The sequence below is a fragment of the Spirosoma utsteinense genome, from assembly GCF_014282275.1.
Taxonomy (GTDB): domain Bacteria; phylum Bacteroidota; class Bacteroidia; order Cytophagales; family Spirosomataceae; genus Spirosoma; species Spirosoma utsteinense.
Genome location: NZ_VFIA01000005.1, coordinates 1 through 15,677, shown reverse-complemented (window position 1 = coordinate 15,677; position 15,677 = coordinate 1). Strand labels below are relative to the sequence as shown.

Below are 15,677 nucleotides of genomic sequence, written 5' to 3'. Positions count from 1 at the left end.
AATCGCACCGTTCATCCTTTTTTTCGGACCGCTGATCCGGCAAAGGCAAACTTTTTTATAAAGTACCTTGCATTGCATAGTACCTTTTGGTACCTTTGATTCATTAATTTACGAAACACGCTACACCAATGAATATAGAAAACGCTCAGGTGCAGATGCGAAAGGGGATTTTAGAGTTCTGCATTCTGCACATTATATCGCGGGGCGAGATTTACGCGTCCGATATGCTTGATGAACTCACTTCGGCCCGTATCATGGTTGTAGAAGGCACCCTTTATCCCCTCTTGACGCGGTTGAAAAACGCCGGACTACTTGACTACAAATGGGTAGAGTCCACGTCAGGGCCCCCGCGCAAGTACTATATTTTGACGGATCTGGGCCGAAACTCGCTGGAAGCCCTGACCGAAACCTGGCAGGAACTGGCCGAATCCGTCAACCACATCATAGGTCGGACGGAGCAGCATAAAAAACCCGCTAACGGTACGGATGCACCCATGACCATGACCGACCAGTCCAGTTCCTCAACCAACGCTTAACCTATTCTCTTTTCTATCTAAAGCCATGAAAAAAACAATCAGCATCAACATCAGTGGGGTCATATTCCACATTGAGGAAGACGGCTACGATAAACTAAAAGGGTACCTGACAACTGTCCAGCAGTATTTCTCGACCTACGAAGACAGCCAGGAAATCGTAACCGATATTGAAAACCGTATCGCCGAGAAACTACTTGCCAAACTGAAAGCGGCCGACCGGCAGGCCGTTTCGCTTGAGGATGTCAACGAACTGATAGCGGCTATGGGTACCGTTGCCGACTTCGAAGCAGTCGAAGAGGAAGAGGTTCTGGTCACCACGGGCGGCCGTAACTCGGCAACCGGCGCTGGAAATGCCCGTCCGGGTAGCCAGCAAACAGGGCCTGTTCCCGGTTCTGGTGCCTACGGGTCTGAACCAACGGGTAGCCGTGGAGCCTATACGGCACCCCGTCGACTCGTTCGGGATATGCGTCGGAAAACGCTGGGTGGTGTAGCCGCCGGTCTGGCCCACTATTTCAACATGGACGTAGTATGGGTGCGGTTGATTTTCGTAGCCCTGGTAGTTGGCCTGCCTGCCCTGATGGGTGCATCAAACAGTAACTCGGGCGAATTCTTCGGCGGGCTGAGTGGCTTCACGGTCATCGTTTATATCGCCATGTGGATTGCCCTGCCGGGTGTTGCCACTATTGAGGAAGATAAAACGATCAAGAAGTTCTTCCGGAATCCCGAAGATAAAGTGATGGGGGGCGTTGCGTCGGGTATTGCCGCTTATTTCGGTATCGACACGGGTCTTGTCCGGTTACTGTTCGTGCTGGGTATCGTGTTCTTCGGCGTTGGCTTTCTGCTCTACCTTGTCTTGTGGATGATTGCGCCCGCGGCCAATACCCTCACGGAGAAAATGGAAATGCAGGGCCGTCCCATTACGCTTTCGAATATTGAAAGCAGCATCAAACAGAATCTGAACATCAACGAATCGCCCAATAATGAAAGCGGTCTGACGCGGGTGCTGCTGTTCCCGTTCCGGGCTATTGCCACGATCATTGGCGGGCTGGGCAGCGCGCTTGGCCCCTTGCTGAACGGCGTAGTCGCTGTTATCCGGGTGTTTGCCGGTATCATGATGCTGGTTGTCGCCTTTGCGTTCATGGTTGCCTGCCTGGCCATGCTGGGTGCCGCCATCGGACTTGAATCGGGGGTACACTTTGGTGATGGCGACGTTGCCGTTAACCTGCTCCGGTCTGACGTTACGCTGCCTATGGTGGTGGCGGGATTTCTGACCGGGATAATCCCTGCCTTCGGACTCGCCATTCTGGGTGTCATGCTCATCACAACCCGCAACGTTATCAGCAGCCGGACGGCCCTGACAGCCGCCGGGGTATGGCTCGTGAGTATGGTGGTCTTTGCCGGAACGGCAACGCCCCTTATTAACAGCTTCCAGCGCAAAGGCGTGGTGGAAGAAACGAAGGTAATCCGGGTGGCAGGTACACCAACGTTCGATCTGGTCGACATCGATAGTGATTACGATAAAGGAACCGACATCGAACTGCAGGGTTATGAGGGAACCGATATCAACCTGGAGCAGCGCTTTGAAGCTCAGGGTCGCAACCGGGCCGATGCCCAGGCCAACGCCCGCACCATCAAATACCGCTACGTGCAGAAAGATTCGGTTGTTCGATTCGATAACAGCATCGAACTGATGCCGAAGGCCCGCTTTCGGATGCAGGATATGGACATGTTCCTGAAGATTCCCTATGAGAAGCCGTTTCGTATGACGCCCGCTTTTGCCCGTCATATCCGCAATGAGTTTGGCGAAAAAGAGATCGACCGGATGACGGCCAGTATCTGGAAGTTCACCGCCAACGATGGTCTGGTGTGTATCAACTTCCCCCGCGAAAGAGATCGTGATTATAACGACGACAATGATGTGACCGACCTTACCGACGACGTTCAAAGTGCGGTTGCCAGTGAATTAGGGGAAGATTTTGACGAGATGGGTGATCATACCCGTCAGTTTACCGCCACCAATTTCTCGAAAGTAGAGGTATCGGGCGCTTTCGTTGTTCGCTTCCGCAAAGGCGACGTCTATAAGGTAGTAGCCGACGGTCGGGAAAAGGACCTGGACGATATCAAAGTCGATGTCGACGGCAATAAGCTGGAAGTCTCCATGGAACGGAACGGCCTCTTCGATTGGAGCAACCGCAAACGTATTGGTCTGACTATTACTCTGCCCGCTGTCGATGAAGTGAAGCTGTCGGGTGCGTCGAAAGCGAGTCTGGCTGGCTTTGGCAACTTCAACGAGCTTAACCTCGACATGAGTGGAGCCTGCCGGACGGTGTTCGACGGTGAGGTGAAAAATCTGACGATTGGCTTGTCGGGCGCGTCGAACGCTGTTCTGCGTGGTCACGCTGACCGGCTGAACGCCGACCTGAGCGGGGCCAGCAAGATAGAAGCCACCGGCCTGTCGGTCGATCAGGCTGAAGTAGATGCCAGTGGAGCCAGCCACGCCAACCTGGGCCAGGTCAACAAACTAGACTCCGAAACATCCGGTGCCAGTAAAGTGACAAGGCAATAAGGGGAGGAAGGAGGAAAGGGAGGAAGGAGGAAAGGGAGGAGGGAGGAAGGGGAGGAAAGGGATTGCTGACGCCAGCACTTCCTTCGTCCTTTCCTCCTTCCTCCCTCTCCTCCTTTCCTCCCCTTTCTCCTTCCTCCCTTTCCTCCTTTCCTCCCTCTACTCCCTTTTCATACCTCTTTCGCTGCCTGCTCTATTACTTTGGCTTTTTCAACGGCAACTTCCTTTTCCTGTTTGCGGTTTTCCCGTTCGAAAACCTGCATCAGCACGATGAAGTAGGAGAGAAGCAGGGGTCCCATAACCAGTCCTAGAATGCCGAAGATGGGAACGCCCAGCACGATACCAGCAAGGGTCACGAGTGGGTGAATGTCGCCCATGCGTTTGGCTAGCGCAATCCGCAGGAGGTTATCGATGTTTATGATAACGACCGCACCAACGACCAGAATACCGATACCCTGACCTGTATTGCCCTGTGAGAGCTGAATAAGTGCTGCCGGAGCCCACACCAGTGGTGTTCCCAATACGGGAATGAAAGCCATAAAAAACGCAACCGTTCCCCAGAACGGGGCATCCGGCACACCGAAGATCCATAGCGTAAGGCCTGTCAGGATACCCTGAACCAGACAGACCAGAGCCTGTCCCAGTACGTTGGCATTGACGTTGTTCTTCAGCGACTCACCCAGCTCCTCCTGCGTTTCCCGTTTGAAGGGTAAGTACTTTTGCAACCCTTTCTGGAAGGCTTCCTGCTGTACGAACATGAAGTAGAACGTAAAGAACATCAGACCGATGATGACGATGAAGTCGAGCGCACCACCCGCCAGTGATGGCAGCAAACGGCTGGCAAAGCTGGCCCCCTGCTGCGTCATGGAGCGGATATTTTGTGGGCTGGTAATCTGAATGCCGGTCAATTCCTCTCCCTTCTTGATCAGGTTCAGGATGTCGTCGGAGTGCTGGCTGTAGTACTGGATACGGCCGGCGAGCATCAGGCTCAGTGTCAGGAACGGCATCACGATAACGACCAGCGCGAAAACGATCAAAAGGGATGTAACAAGGGTACGATTCCAGTGGTGCTTATGGACCAGGGCTGTGAACCAGGGTTTGAAAATAACGTACAGGATACCCGCGCCCAGAAACGCCGACGCATAACCGCGTAAACCCGCAATGATGAAGCCTGCAATGATGATCAGGCTCGTGATGAGCAGAACGCGTTGCTGCTTTGGTGTATAAATGGTTGCCATTCTTTGAGTTGAGGTCTTGTTGTTTCGTTGAGTATAAACACGTACGTCATAAATACACCAGCCAGTCTGAAATGTTTGAATTAGGGGGAAGAAGGGGGAAAGGGGGGAAAGGGGGGAAAGGGGGGAAAGGGAGGAAAGGGAGGAAAGGGAGGAAAGGGAGGAAAGGGAGGAGAGGGAGGAAAGGGAGGAAAGGGAGGAAAGGGAGGAAAGGGAGGAAAGGGAGGAGAGGGAGGAGAGGGAGGAGAGGGAGGAGAGGGAGGAGAGGGAGGAGAGGGAGGAGAGGGAGGAGGGAGGAAAGGGAGGAGGGGGAAGAGAGGATGGAGGGCGGGCGTCAGCAATCCCCTTCCTCCCTTTCCTCCATCCTCCCTTTCCTCCTCCTTTCCCCCGTTAACATTCTGTAGCGCTCAGCGCCAGGCCCGCTTCTGAGGTCTCCTTGTACTTGGTCGACATGTCGCGGCCGGTGGCTTTCATTACTTTGATGACGGCATCGAGCGATATTTTCTGGAACGATGCGGCTCCCGAGGTAGCCAGCAGAAAGGCGTTGTAAGCCTTGACAGCCCCCATCGCGTTGCGCTCAATGCACGGGATCTGCACATACCCGCCAATGGGGTCGCAGGTCATGCCGAGGTGATGCTCAATGCCGATCTCGGCGGCTGCTTCGATGGCACCAATGTCGTCACTGGTTTGAGCACAGCGGGTCAGGAAAGCCGCGCCCATGGCCGACGCCGTACCTATTTCACCCATGCAACCCATTTCGGCCCCGGAAATACTGGCATTGTGCTTCACCAGAAAACCAACGGCGGCTGCCGCCAGCAGACCCGCCCGCAAGGTAGCCCGGTCATAATGAAAGTGCTTCTTGGCCAGGTAGGTCAGCCCCGGAATCACGCCCGATGCGCCCGAGGTAGGGGCCGTAACGACAATACCCCCGGCTGCATTTTCTTCGGAAGCCGCCAGGCAGTACGCATTCAGGAAAATAAGAAAGCTGTCCGACGAGTGGCTCATGCCTTTGGCTTTCCGGAAGAGGATGGGCGCTTTTCGACTTAGCTTGATGGAGCCGGGCAGTACGCCCGTATGCCGCAGCCCACGCCGAACAGCTTTGTGCATGAAATCCAGCAACTGATCGATGCGGGCGTTTACCTCTGTACGGGACCGGCCGGTAATGCCCATTTCATTGGCCATCATCAACTCATCGAGGGTGAGCGCATGGGTGGTCAACTGCGCCTTCAGTTCCGTCATGGTGCTGTAGGGATAGGGTACGGCAACTGAAGCCGGGTCTGTTTCGGGTTCTCCTTTTCGGAGAATAAAACCACCCCCGATGGAGTAATATTCTTCGCTATGCAGTAGTTCATCGCCAGCCCTGAGCTGCAGCACCATCGTGTTGGCATAGGGCGACTCATACCGCTTTCGCTCAAAGTGAATGTGCTGAGGGCCAAGGCCAATTGTTTCTGCCCCAACGGCTACGGTATACACCAGAGCCGGGTCGCGCAGGAGGGCCATGAGGGCAACCGGGTCGGTTGTTTCGGGTTGCCAGCCCAGCAGTCCGGCTATTACGGCGCGGTCGGTACCGTGGCCTTTACCCGTAGCGCTCAGCGACCCATAAAGATAAATGTGGATGGCTTCGGCCTGGTGCTGCACATCGGCCGGTAAGCTGGCAAGGCGTTGCCGGAAATCGAAGGCCGCCTTCATGGGGCCAATCGTATGTGAACTCGACGGCCCCGGACCCATTTTGAACAGGTCGAAGACAGAGGTGATGATCGGAGTTGATGGCATGTCGATGCGTCTTCGGCAAAAGCGTCAATAAGGTACGTCCAAACGTCTGATCTGCCCTAAATATTCGGTTGGCAGCAGTACCCGCTGCACCGCAGAGCGGAGCTTGAGGGCATTCAGTAGTTTGTATAAGCCAATAGAGTAGGCCAGAAGGGGCTTTCGGGGAAGACCGAGTTGTTGCCTGACCTGTTCCGGCACCAGCACCGCCTGTGCCTGCCGTAGCAGACCATAGCGCCAGCTGCCCAGCTGCTCCCGGTAACGCCGGAACAGTTTGTCGGTAAATTCACTGCGGACCAGATCCTGATCGAGGTGAGTTTGCCGGTCCACTTTCCAGTCGGCATAGGAGGTCGGCAGGTCAGGAACATGCATGCCCGCTCCCACCGCCCGAAACGTACGGAACAACTCTTCGCGTTCGGGTGCCGTCAGCGGTCGATGCAGTGTTTCAAAGGACCGCTCGGAGTAGTCGATGAGCATGTAGAGCACGTCGCGGTAGGCCCAGTCAGGAATCGAGTAGCCCCGTTTTCCTTCGACACCCGCATGGATGGCTTCCATTCGGGCAATAGCCTGATTGGCCTGGTCTTCCGATGCAAATACGATCTCCTGGGCATAGCGCACCGTCGAGAACAGACGGGCAATGGGGTCGGCGGGGAGCTTGCCGGTGAAAAATAACCAGTCCACCGCCCGATTGAGGGCGAACTCAGCCGCCGATCCGGCGAAGACCAATAAAATAACGTCGGCGTCGCCCCAAATCTGGCGAGCGATAGAGCCGGAACGAGTGAAATCAGGCATTTGATCAGTAGCGTATCTTTGGACAAGCAGCTCAACGCGTCCCTGGCTGGGCTTTTCTCTCTGTCAGCCTGTTACGCTTACCCAAAGGAGATACACCGCCAATGACCGTTGCTGGTAATCCGTTACAACGCTAGTACAACGAATTCGACCCGCCGGTTCTTTCGTTTATTTTCTTCTGAATCGTTCGGAGCGGCAGGACGTGAATCGCCGTAGCCATTTGGTCGTAGACGGTTTTCAGAAATGCCGTTACGAATCAGGTAGTTACGGATAACCCGGGCTCTATTTTCCGACAGTGCCTGATTGAGTCGCCGGTCACCCACATTGTCGGTATGGCCCGCAATTTCGATCTGTAACCCGGGCATCGACTTCAGGGTTGCGGCCAGTTTCCTGAGTTGTGGATAGGATTCGGCTCGAAGGACGTAGCTGCTTTGGTCGAAGTAGACATTGTCTAACCGGAATACCTGGTTTACGGCCAGATTTCTGAATATGCTGTCGGGCTTTGTCTCGTCCAGCCGCTTTTCCTCTTTTTCTAGCCGGATGACATACGCATAATCGGGGCAGGTGTCGCAGGAGATAACCATCGTTTCCTCCGATTCATAATAGCCCGGTGCACTGGCTACCACGGTAAGCGTATCGGTTTGGGTGAGCAAAAAAACGAAGGCTCCTCCGGCCTTACTCTGTCCGTTGACGCTTCTTTTTGCCGTTAGCGCTTTGATCGTAAATTGAGCCGCTACCTCAGCCGACGACTCATCATCGACTGCCCGAATGGAAAAAAAAGTGCGGGTGGGCGGGTTGGGTACGATTTTCTGGCCGTACAGACCCGTAACCGTCAGCAGGCAGAAGAGTGATATTAGTAAGAATCGCATGGCAGACAACGGTGGAGTTACCCCTGCCGTCTGCAAATAAGGTGCCGGGTTTAGCCGGCAAATCAGACCAGCTAACCCTGCGCTGTTTTTTCATCCGTTGCCCTGTTACCGGGTTGGTAGCAGGGCAACGGATGCGTTGGCTAAAGCTGATTGTTGCTGGCCTACTGGCTACAATTATACCGTAGACGATGTGCGCTGACGGGCTGAGGAGTTGAGCTGACTACGCAAAATACGCTGCATCTGCTGCCAGGTATTGTCCCAGGACTGATCCCGTAAGAAGCGATCCAGTTCTGCCGGTTCAGCGTCCTGGTTAGCGCTCCCGGTCAACATCGCTGACAGGCCGCTCTCGAAAGCCGAAACGGAGTCTGCAATGACTACCTGTTCCCAGGCACCGTAGGTCCGTAACACATCCCGGATGGGGGTCGATACGACCGGCAGACCCGCTGCCAGATACTCAGGGGTCTTGGTTGGGCTAATGTAGCGGGTGGCTTCATTGATAGCAAACGGCATCATGGCGGCCTGCCAGTTGCTGAAATAAGTAGGTAGTTCGTCGTAAGCCTTCATTCCCAGATAGTGCAGGTTGGGTCCCTTAGGCAAGTGATCGGGGTTGATTTTAACAATGGGGCCCAGTAACACAAACTGCCAGTTAGGATTACGGCGGGCCAGTTCGCCCAGCAGGACCAGATCGAGTCGTTCGTCGATAACTCCGCTGTAGCCGATGCGCGGCCCGGGGATGGCCTGCTGATCGGCGGGGTCCGGTAAACCGCTGGCTGTTGCGCTGGTTCTGGCCTTGGAAAAGTGGTTATAGTCGATGCAGCTGGGAAAGGCAAATACCTGCGGATGCCGTTGCTGCTTAGCCTCGTAAAGGCTATAGCCACCCGTGAAAACAAGGTCGGCCCGGCTCATCAATTGCCGCTCCTGATCCAGCAGCGGCTTGGGGGCACCCAGAAACGCAGATAGTTCATCCATGCAGTCGTAGACCGTGAGCTGGGGCCGCAGATGATGGCTGAACGGAAGGGCCATGGGCGTGTAATACCAGAGTGCATACTGCTGGATATGCTGCTCGGCCAGCAGGGTATCGATCAGGGTCCGTTGTAGCTCAATGGCCTGCTCGGGACTAGTGCCGTGGGGCAGCTGGGGAACGACCACCGACAGGCGCGGACTTACCGAACGAATCGATAGGCCAGGCGCATCGCTCCATTCCGGTTCTTCGATATACCAGACTCGCCAGCGCTGGGCAGCGCGGCTAAGCAAGTGTTGCGGACGCTGATACACAAAATTCCAGCGCAGGTGCGAAAAGCAGATCAAATCGTCGAACTCGTTGGTTGCCGATGAAGGCGATTGAGTTGCCGTAGGCCGGGCTGGTGTAGCTAGCTGACTGGTTACGTTGATGGTTTCCGTTCGCTGTTTGTTAGGTGATACGAATATTTCCCGAAGATCATCCATAGTTGAGTCGTTACTAACGGCTTATCCGGTCGCTACCGCGTCCCGTCAATAAACCGTCATTGCTTCATCCAACACGAATCATGGGTATATACGTAGAAGAAAGCTGATCGATAATGAGGAAACGGCCCCGGATATTTCAGCTGGTTGTTTCTCTATTAAATTGATAGGCAATACTTTTGTTATCTACTTTTAACAAGATGGATGAATGACACCTTCCAGTTATATAAACTCAGCAAATCAGGAAAATTTTCGTAATGCCCGTCTGCTTGTCATCGAAGACAATGCCGACCACGGCGTGGTGATTACGAATGCTGCTCGCCAGTGTTTACCGGAAGTGAAGCTCATAATCATTACCACTGAAGACGATGCCCATGCGTATCTGGATCAGTGCGAGGCCGAAGAATGGGAGGTGCCCAGGCTTGTTCTGCTGGATCTGTACCTGCCTGACTCCGCCAATGGCTGGCGAATTCTGGAGCATATCAAAAACGGTTCGCCGGTCCTGACCAAAATTCCCGTGGTGCTGCTCAGTTCCTCCAACAGCCGCTGCGACATTACGGCGGCCTACGACCGGGGTTGTGCTTCGTATCTGGTCAAACCAGGTGGGTTCGATGAATGGATCGTCTATTTTCAGATGCTTCGCAATTACTGGTGGGAAACTGTCACGTTGCCCAAGCCAGGGGTGTCCCAGTTATGAATAGCCGGGGCCCTTTCGCAGGCTATCGAAAGGCCTGACCAGGAAAAAAAGTGCATACAAAAAGAACGGCTGGCAGACGCTGGTCTGATCTTACACGTACGTCATTGAACGATGGGCGTGTATCCAGTAATCGCAGGTAAGGGTCAGCCGTTGCCGGAGCGGGTTGAGACCAATAGGTTTGGCCAGGCATGAGTTCGCACCGGCTTCGTAGCAAGCCTGAATTTCCAGGGCTGATGTTGAACTGGTCATTACCACTACAGGAATCGATTTCAGGTGCGACGCCTGCTTGAGCTTCAGGAGTGTTTGCTGACCGCTCATTCCGGGCATATGTATGTCAATTAAAATAAGGGCCGGGTGCGCTGTAGTTGACTGCATATGCTCCAGCAGCGCTTCACCACCCGCAAATAAAGACACCGAGTAGTGCGGTAAAAAGCGCGTAAACACTTGCTGCACCAGAAACCGGTAATCGGCTTCATCATCTACCACATAGACCGTAGCTATAGCCCGTGCCGGTTCCTGGTTCATATTGCTTATGATTAAACGTCGATCTGCCTGTAGTCATCGCAGTTACAGAACCTATTTACGGAAAATAGATAGACACTGGATTCTATGTTAACTAAAATATAGATTAAGGGTTGTTGCTGTTACTTAATTAACGTGAAATTTGCCTGATAAAGTAACTGCTTATTGCGGGGGTTCAATAGCGCTGGGGCAGCAGCACCCGGAAGGTGGACCCTACATTCGGCTGGCTTTCGACTAGCAGCCGCCCCTGTAACAGGCTGCACAGCTGTCGGACAATAACGAGCCCTATTCCCTCACCATGCGCTGAATTCAGCACGACCTCGTCGCCCAGCAACGTATCTGGTACGGCCGTAGTGGATGCACCGGAGCCAGTAGTCAGTTTGGGTACCAGGGAGAGTTTATCGGCCAGGACCTGATCCATCCCCGGCCCGGTATCTTCCACACTGAAAAACCATTCGTCTTGCCCGATACTTCCCCAGCGTACCGTAATGCTTCCCTGCTGTGTGTATTTGAGCGCATTGAGCACCAGATTCTGGGCTATGCGCAACACGTTGAGGGCATCGCTGTTGATGAGTAAATGCGCCTGTCCTACCAGGTCTAGGTGCAGCCCTTTTCCTTCCACCAGCGGTCTGACGTTTTCGCCGAGTTTTTTCAGCAGCTCGGCGGCATTGAAAGAAGCGAAGATTACCTGATGCTGGCCTGCTTCCAGGCGCGAAAAATCCAGGAGTTCGGTAACCAGGCGGGTAGTTTCCTGCACGTTCCGTTGAATCATACTCAGCATCTGGGCCCGTTCTTCGTCAGAATCGGTATAGGACAGCATGTCGGCGGCACCCTGAATAATGCCCAGACTACCCCGCAAATCGTGGGATGAGGCACGCAGCAATTCGCCCCGCGCCCGCACCTGCTGTTGCAGGGCTGTCAGCTGCATCACCGTTTCTCCCGAAACTTTAGCCTGAGCCAGAAGATTCTCCTGCTGCTGCTGCATCTGCCTGAGATCGGTGATGTCGAGTCCCGTCAGTACTACGCCATCGTCCTGCTTCATAACCGACAGCGCTATCCAGCCGAATTTCGGATGGGTCTGTTCTATGTAAAATGGTTCGCCGGTTTCGACAACATGCTTCAGATTTGGCAATGTCATTTCGTTCCATAAGACACGGGCAAGTTGTTCGACCTGCAACAGGAGCAACTGCTCTACCGGCTGACCAACCAACTCCGCAAACCGCTGGTTGCCGGCCGCTACCCGGAAGTCGACAATAAGGCCTTCTGTTGAACGAATGACTTTCAGCAGGCCAATCGAAGCGGGTGAACTGTCGAGCACTACCTGTAGGGCTTCGGCCGTTTTCCTCACCGCTTCCTCGGCCTGCTTCCGGTCGGTAATATCGAGGGCGGTTACAACTACGCCCCGCTGATCGATCTGGCGGGTAATGTAGAAGACGAAACACCGGTCTTCACCGTGGACAGCGAGACCTACTTCCCGATAAGCCGACTTACCACTTTTGTACACGTCGATATAGGCATCGAGCAGGCCGTTCTCCCTGACGAACGGCATTATCTCCACGAGAGAACCGTTGCGTTCAGCATCGATGTTTTCGCCGATGAGTTCCCTGGCCTGCCGGTTGAAGGTGACCGTTCTGAAATCGATCGGATCATCGGCGGGCGAGGTATTTGGCGGCAAAATGGCTTCCATCAGGGTAATAAAAGCGGGTACCCCGTTGAGAACACTTTGCAGCTGATCTTTAGATTGCTGGAGTCGATCGTTGGTCTGGGTCAGCTCCGAGGTTCGTTCGGCCACGAGCCGATCCAGTTCCGAGTTCAGTTCTTTCTGCCCATTGACATCGGCAGCCGTACCGATAAAACCGCTGAACTGACCATCGGACGTGAAGGTTGGTTCAGCGTTTTCGAGCATCCAGCGGTAAACCCCATCCTGTCGGCGCAGGCGGTACTCGATTTTAAACGGATGCTGTTGAAGCAGGTTGGTCTGGTAGGTTTGCTCATACGCGGCCCGGTCATCAGGATGGATGAGCTGTGCCCATTCACTCGCTACAACGTCGGTCTGCGAGAGACCCGTGTACTCCAGCCATACTCTATTAAGGAAGCTGTATCGGCCCTCCGTACCGGCTACCCAAATCAGCGTCGGTGCATTGTCGGCAATCTGATGGAACCAGGCTTCCCGCTCCTCAATCAGCCGTTGCGACCGTCGATGCTCCGTAATATCTTCAATAGCCAGCAGAATTGCTCCCTGCTGGCGCATAACCCGGCGGGCGTTGAGCGATAACACTTTCTCGCCAATTCCGGGAAACTCGTAGGTAAGTTCAAACCCTTCTACCTGCACATCGCGCGTGGCCACGTCTGTCAGTAGCGAACGAAGCTGTGGAATATCCCACTGGCGGTTGGCCAGCTCGTAGATCAGCCGCGCTTCCGTGTCGACTTCGTTCAATCCAAAGAGGGAATAAAAAACTGAGTTGGCGCTCTTGACCCGCAGATCGGGTGTTAAGATCAGGGTTGCCTCACGAATGGTACCGAAGATAGCTTCTGCGAAGGCGTTAGCTTCCGACAGCTGGTCATTTCGTATCTGTAGCTCCTGGTTGATCGTCAGCAGTTCTTCATTAGTAGACTCGATTTCCTCTTTGCTGGTTTCGAGTTCTTCGTTGATGCTCTGCAGCTCCTCATTGGAACTGATCACCTCCTCGTTGGCCGATTGCAATTCTTCGTGGGCGGCTTCCTGTTCATCGATCACGGAGCGCATATCTTCACGAAGCGTGGCCAGTTCTTCTTCCAGTTGCCGAATCCGTCGGCTCTGTGCGTCGGTTGAGTTACTATCAGTTGCTACAATGGCCGTTACTTCTTCAAACAGGATCAGGAACAGCCCTTCATCGGCATTGGTAGTAAACGGTACCGCTTCAATAGCAACATAGTGGAGCCGGTCATTGACTTTGACCTCCAGTCCACTCCGGCGTACGGGCTGGTTTGACAGCCCGGCTTTATGAATGATGTTCCGCAGTTCGAACGTTAAAGCCGGACGAGCCATTTTAAGCAGGTTCAGGCTAGCCCGACCAGGTGATGGTTCCAGATAAAGGCCCGTAGATCCCCGGAACTGGATGATATCGAGGTCAGCATTGACCACCACGCTGGCGGGTACATACTGCCCCAGGAGACTATCTACGGCCTTATCCAGGTCATTGGTAGGCCGTACTGATCTCGGGGTTCGGGAACCGAATACGAGTCGGGGCCGCGTCACTTCATCAAAACGGGGTGGCTCTCCCGTCGTGTCTGTATGTTTAGAGACGTCGGCTGAGCCGCTTCCGATTCCCGGAGACCGTGGCTGGGTTAGTCCAGACCGGGCATTTATCTCGAACAGCGCCCGTCCTACTATGTCGTTTTTACGGGCATACAGTTTATAATTCGTTTCTACGGGCGAGAAAAAGCTTGGCGAAGAGCCTACTGTTTCTGATTTCCCCAGAAGCAGGAAACCATTGGGGTTGAGCGCATAATGAAAGGTAGCGATGGCTTTGCGCTGTAGCTGCGTGTCGAGATAAATGAGCAGGTTACGGCAACTCACAAAGTCGAGTCGCGAAAAAGGCGGATCTTTCAGCAGGTTGTGGGGCGCAAACACGCACAGGTCACGAACGGCTTTATTGATGCGGTAATGATCATCCACTTTAGTGAAAAAACGGCTTAGCCGCCAGGGCGACACATCCATAATTTCGCCCCGCGTGTAGGAGCCAAGCCGGGCTTTGGCTACCGCTGGCTCACTCAGGTCCGTTGCAAACAGTTGAATGGCCAGGCTACTGGCCCGGTCGCCCAGCACCTCCAGCAAAAGCATAGCAATGGAATACGCTTCCTGCCCCGTCGAGCAGGCTGGTACCCATATACGCAGCGACTCGGAGGGTGGTTTATTTTGAACCATCTGGGGTAGCAGCACTTTCTGGAGGTAGTCCATCGTGTCGGTATCCCTGAAGAACGTGGTTACGTTGATCAGCAGATCATCGTAAAGCGACCGAATTTCGTCGGGGTTCAGGTGAAGGTAATGGGCGTAGTCATTGAGGGTGTCGAGTTTGAAGAGCAGCATCCGGCGAATTATCCGCCGGCGAATGGTCGTCATCTTGTAGTGCTTGAAATCTGTACCGGTCGCTTTGCGAACCATCTGGATTATTCGCCCCAGATCGTCTTCGCTACCTATTTCCAGGCTTTCCGATAAGGCTACGTCCTGGATCAGGTCGGTATTATCCTGGTCTATGGCCCTCATTAGATCTGATAACTGAGAAGAATCGTCATCCTCCACGGTTGCCAGTTGGGCATGCTCGGGCGCATCGGCACCTGCCGCTTGCTGGAACGCTTCCCGCTGTCGGCTCAACAGGTCAAGCTCCTGCGCTATCTGAGCCGGCGACAGTACCTGATCGACCATTCCTTCAGAAATGGCTGACTGGGGTGTACTCCGAAAGCGGGCCGTTTCATCCTGGGCAAACGTTAAACCGCCGGCCGACCGGATGGCACGCATACCGAGGGTTCCGTCCGACACTCCGCCCGACAGCAAAATACCAATAGCACCACTCCGTTGCCGGTAAGCGAGCGACATGAAAAACCGATCGATAGGCTGGTTGGAGGACGACGGGCTGGATTGTCGGCGGGGCAAAAAAGTCAGTAAACCATCGATGACCTCAGGGTCTTGTTCTTTCTGGTTTATTCCAAACTCCGACTCCTTCCACGCGCGCTGGTCTGAGACAACGGTACGGGGTCCGGCTTGGTACACATATACATGGTTGGCCAGTACGGGTAGCTTCTCTTCGACCGCTGCTACGGGCATTTGGGTAGCGCGGGCAAGAAAGGATAAGGCATCGCTACTGGAAATAGTACCCTCCCGGGTGGAACCATCAGTCGTCCCACCATCATCATGATGAATATAAATGTAGGCGAAGCCCGTTGTCGACGGAAGGTTGGTCAGTAGTTCCGAAAAGGCTTCCAGTCCACCCGCCGATGCGCCAATAGCAACAACGGGAACCTGAACAGACGTAAGTTCTGTCGGTGATTTGGACGTTTCTAATGCCATAAAAAAAAGGTAGTAAATAGGATAGGTTATGAGGAACTGGCTGTAGCTTGCCGTAGTGAATTAGCTTAGACACAAAAACTAAACAAATTTTAACGTTGTTAGAGTATGTTTGGGACTATTATTTGGCCAGCCTATTGAGCAGGATTGAAATAAAGCCAATTCGTAGCATAGCCTCCGAACTTTCTATGGTTTTGTCTACGTCTCGGAAT

General features: G+C 54.0%; 10 protein-coding genes. 3 read left to right on the top strand and 7 right to left on the bottom strand.

Features of this window, described 5'->3' with window-relative positions:
- The first annotated feature begins 128 nt into the window (after positions 1 to 128).
- The gene (locus FH603_RS04975; protein WP_186736361.1) at positions 129 to 536 is read left to right on the top strand and encodes a PadR family transcriptional regulator; all 408 of its coding nucleotides are present in this window, start codon (positions 129 to 131) and stop codon (positions 534 to 536) included.
- A 25-nt stretch (positions 537 to 561) separates the two neighbouring features.
- Positions 562 to 3,102, top strand: coding sequence for a GIN domain-containing protein (locus FH603_RS04970; protein WP_186736360.1), 2,541 nt, complete (start codon positions 562 to 564; stop codon positions 3,100 to 3,102).
- Positions 3,103 to 3,269: 167 nt separating this feature from the next.
- Here FH603_RS04970 and FH603_RS04965 read toward each other — a convergent pair whose 3' ends face one another.
- The 5 genes from FH603_RS04965 to FH603_RS04945 form a co-directional block, all read right to left on the bottom strand.
- Positions 3,270 to 4,337: an AI-2E family transporter gene (locus tag FH603_RS04965; RefSeq protein WP_186736359.1), complete on the bottom strand. Its 1,068-nt coding sequence runs from the start codon at positions 4,335 to 4,337 to the stop codon at positions 3,270 to 3,272.
- 387 nt (positions 4,338 to 4,724) lie between these two features.
- Positions 4,725 to 6,107 (bottom strand): L-serine ammonia-lyase, encoded by a 1,383-nt coding sequence (locus tag FH603_RS04960; protein WP_186736358.1) that lies wholly within the window; start codon positions 6,105 to 6,107, stop codon positions 4,725 to 4,727.
- 24 nt (positions 6,108 to 6,131) lie between these two features.
- Positions 6,132 to 6,893 carry an oxygenase MpaB family protein gene (locus tag FH603_RS04955; RefSeq protein WP_186736357.1) on the bottom strand — a complete coding sequence of 254 codons (762 nt, stop codon included), beginning with the start codon at positions 6,891 to 6,893 and terminating at the stop codon, positions 6,132 to 6,134.
- Positions 6,894 to 7,015: 122 nt separating this feature from the next.
- The gene (locus FH603_RS04950; protein ID WP_186736356.1) at positions 7,016 to 7,759 is read right to left on the bottom strand and encodes an OmpA family protein; all 744 of its coding nucleotides are present in this window, start codon (positions 7,757 to 7,759) and stop codon (positions 7,016 to 7,018) included.
- A 174-nt stretch (positions 7,760 to 7,933) separates the two neighbouring features.
- On the bottom strand, positions 7,934 to 9,205 hold the full coding sequence (locus FH603_RS04945) for a glycosyltransferase family 1 protein (protein ID WP_235985347.1): 1,272 nt from the start codon (positions 9,203 to 9,205) through the stop codon (positions 7,934 to 7,936).
- A gap of 205 nt (positions 9,206 to 9,410) precedes the next feature.
- Here FH603_RS04945 and FH603_RS04940 point away from each other — a divergent pair, with 205 nt between their 5' ends.
- Positions 9,411 to 9,899, top strand: a complete 489-nt coding sequence (locus tag FH603_RS04940; protein ID WP_186736355.1) for a response regulator — start codon at positions 9,411 to 9,413, stop codon at positions 9,897 to 9,899.
- Positions 9,900 to 9,989: 90 nt separating this feature from the next.
- On the opposite strand, the gene FH603_RS04935 is transcribed toward FH603_RS04940, so the two are convergent.
- Both FH603_RS04935 and FH603_RS04930 read right to left on the bottom strand, forming a co-directional pair.
- The gene (locus FH603_RS04935) at positions 9,990 to 10,424 is read right to left on the bottom strand and encodes a response regulator (RefSeq protein WP_186736354.1); all 435 of its coding nucleotides are present in this window, start codon (positions 10,422 to 10,424) and stop codon (positions 9,990 to 9,992) included.
- Positions 10,425 to 10,596: 172 nt separating this feature from the next.
- The gene (locus FH603_RS04930) at positions 10,597 to 15,468 is read right to left on the bottom strand and encodes a CheR family methyltransferase (protein WP_186736353.1); all 4,872 of its coding nucleotides are present in this window, start codon (positions 15,466 to 15,468) and stop codon (positions 10,597 to 10,599) included.
- Positions 15,469 to 15,677 lie beyond the last annotated feature (209 nt).

Bases quoted from the DNA above. Each gene is read 5' to 3' on its own strand.
- FH603_RS04975 (WP_186736361.1), top strand. From the start codon at position 129: ATGAATATAGAAAACGCTCAGGTGCAGATGCGAAAGGGGATTTTAGAG.
- FH603_RS04970 (WP_186736360.1), top strand. From the start codon at position 562: ATGAAAAAAACAATCAGCATCAACATCAGTGGGGTCATATTCCACATT.
- FH603_RS04965 (WP_186736359.1), bottom strand. From the start codon at position 4,337: ATGGCAACCATTTATACACCAAAGCAGCAACGCGTTCTGCTCATCACG.
- FH603_RS04960 (WP_186736358.1), bottom strand. From the start codon at position 6,107: ATGCCATCAACTCCGATCATCACCTCTGTCTTCGACCTGTTCAAAATG.
- FH603_RS04955 (WP_186736357.1), bottom strand. From the start codon at position 6,893: ATGCCTGATTTCACTCGTTCCGGCTCTATCGCTCGCCAGATTTGGGGC.
- FH603_RS04950 (WP_186736356.1), bottom strand. From the start codon at position 7,759: ATGCGATTCTTACTAATATCACTCTTCTGCCTGCTGACGGTTACGGGT.
- FH603_RS04945 (WP_235985347.1), bottom strand. From the start codon at position 9,205: ATGGATGATCTTCGGGAAATATTCGTATCACCTAACAAACAGCGAACG.
- FH603_RS04940 (WP_186736355.1), top strand. From the start codon at position 9,411: ATGACACCTTCCAGTTATATAAACTCAGCAAATCAGGAAAATTTTCGT.
- FH603_RS04935 (WP_186736354.1), bottom strand. From the start codon at position 10,424: ATGAACCAGGAACCGGCACGGGCTATAGCTACGGTCTATGTGGTAGAT.
- FH603_RS04930 (WP_186736353.1), bottom strand. From the start codon at position 15,468: ATGGCATTAGAAACGTCCAAATCACCGACAGAACTTACGTCTGTTCAG.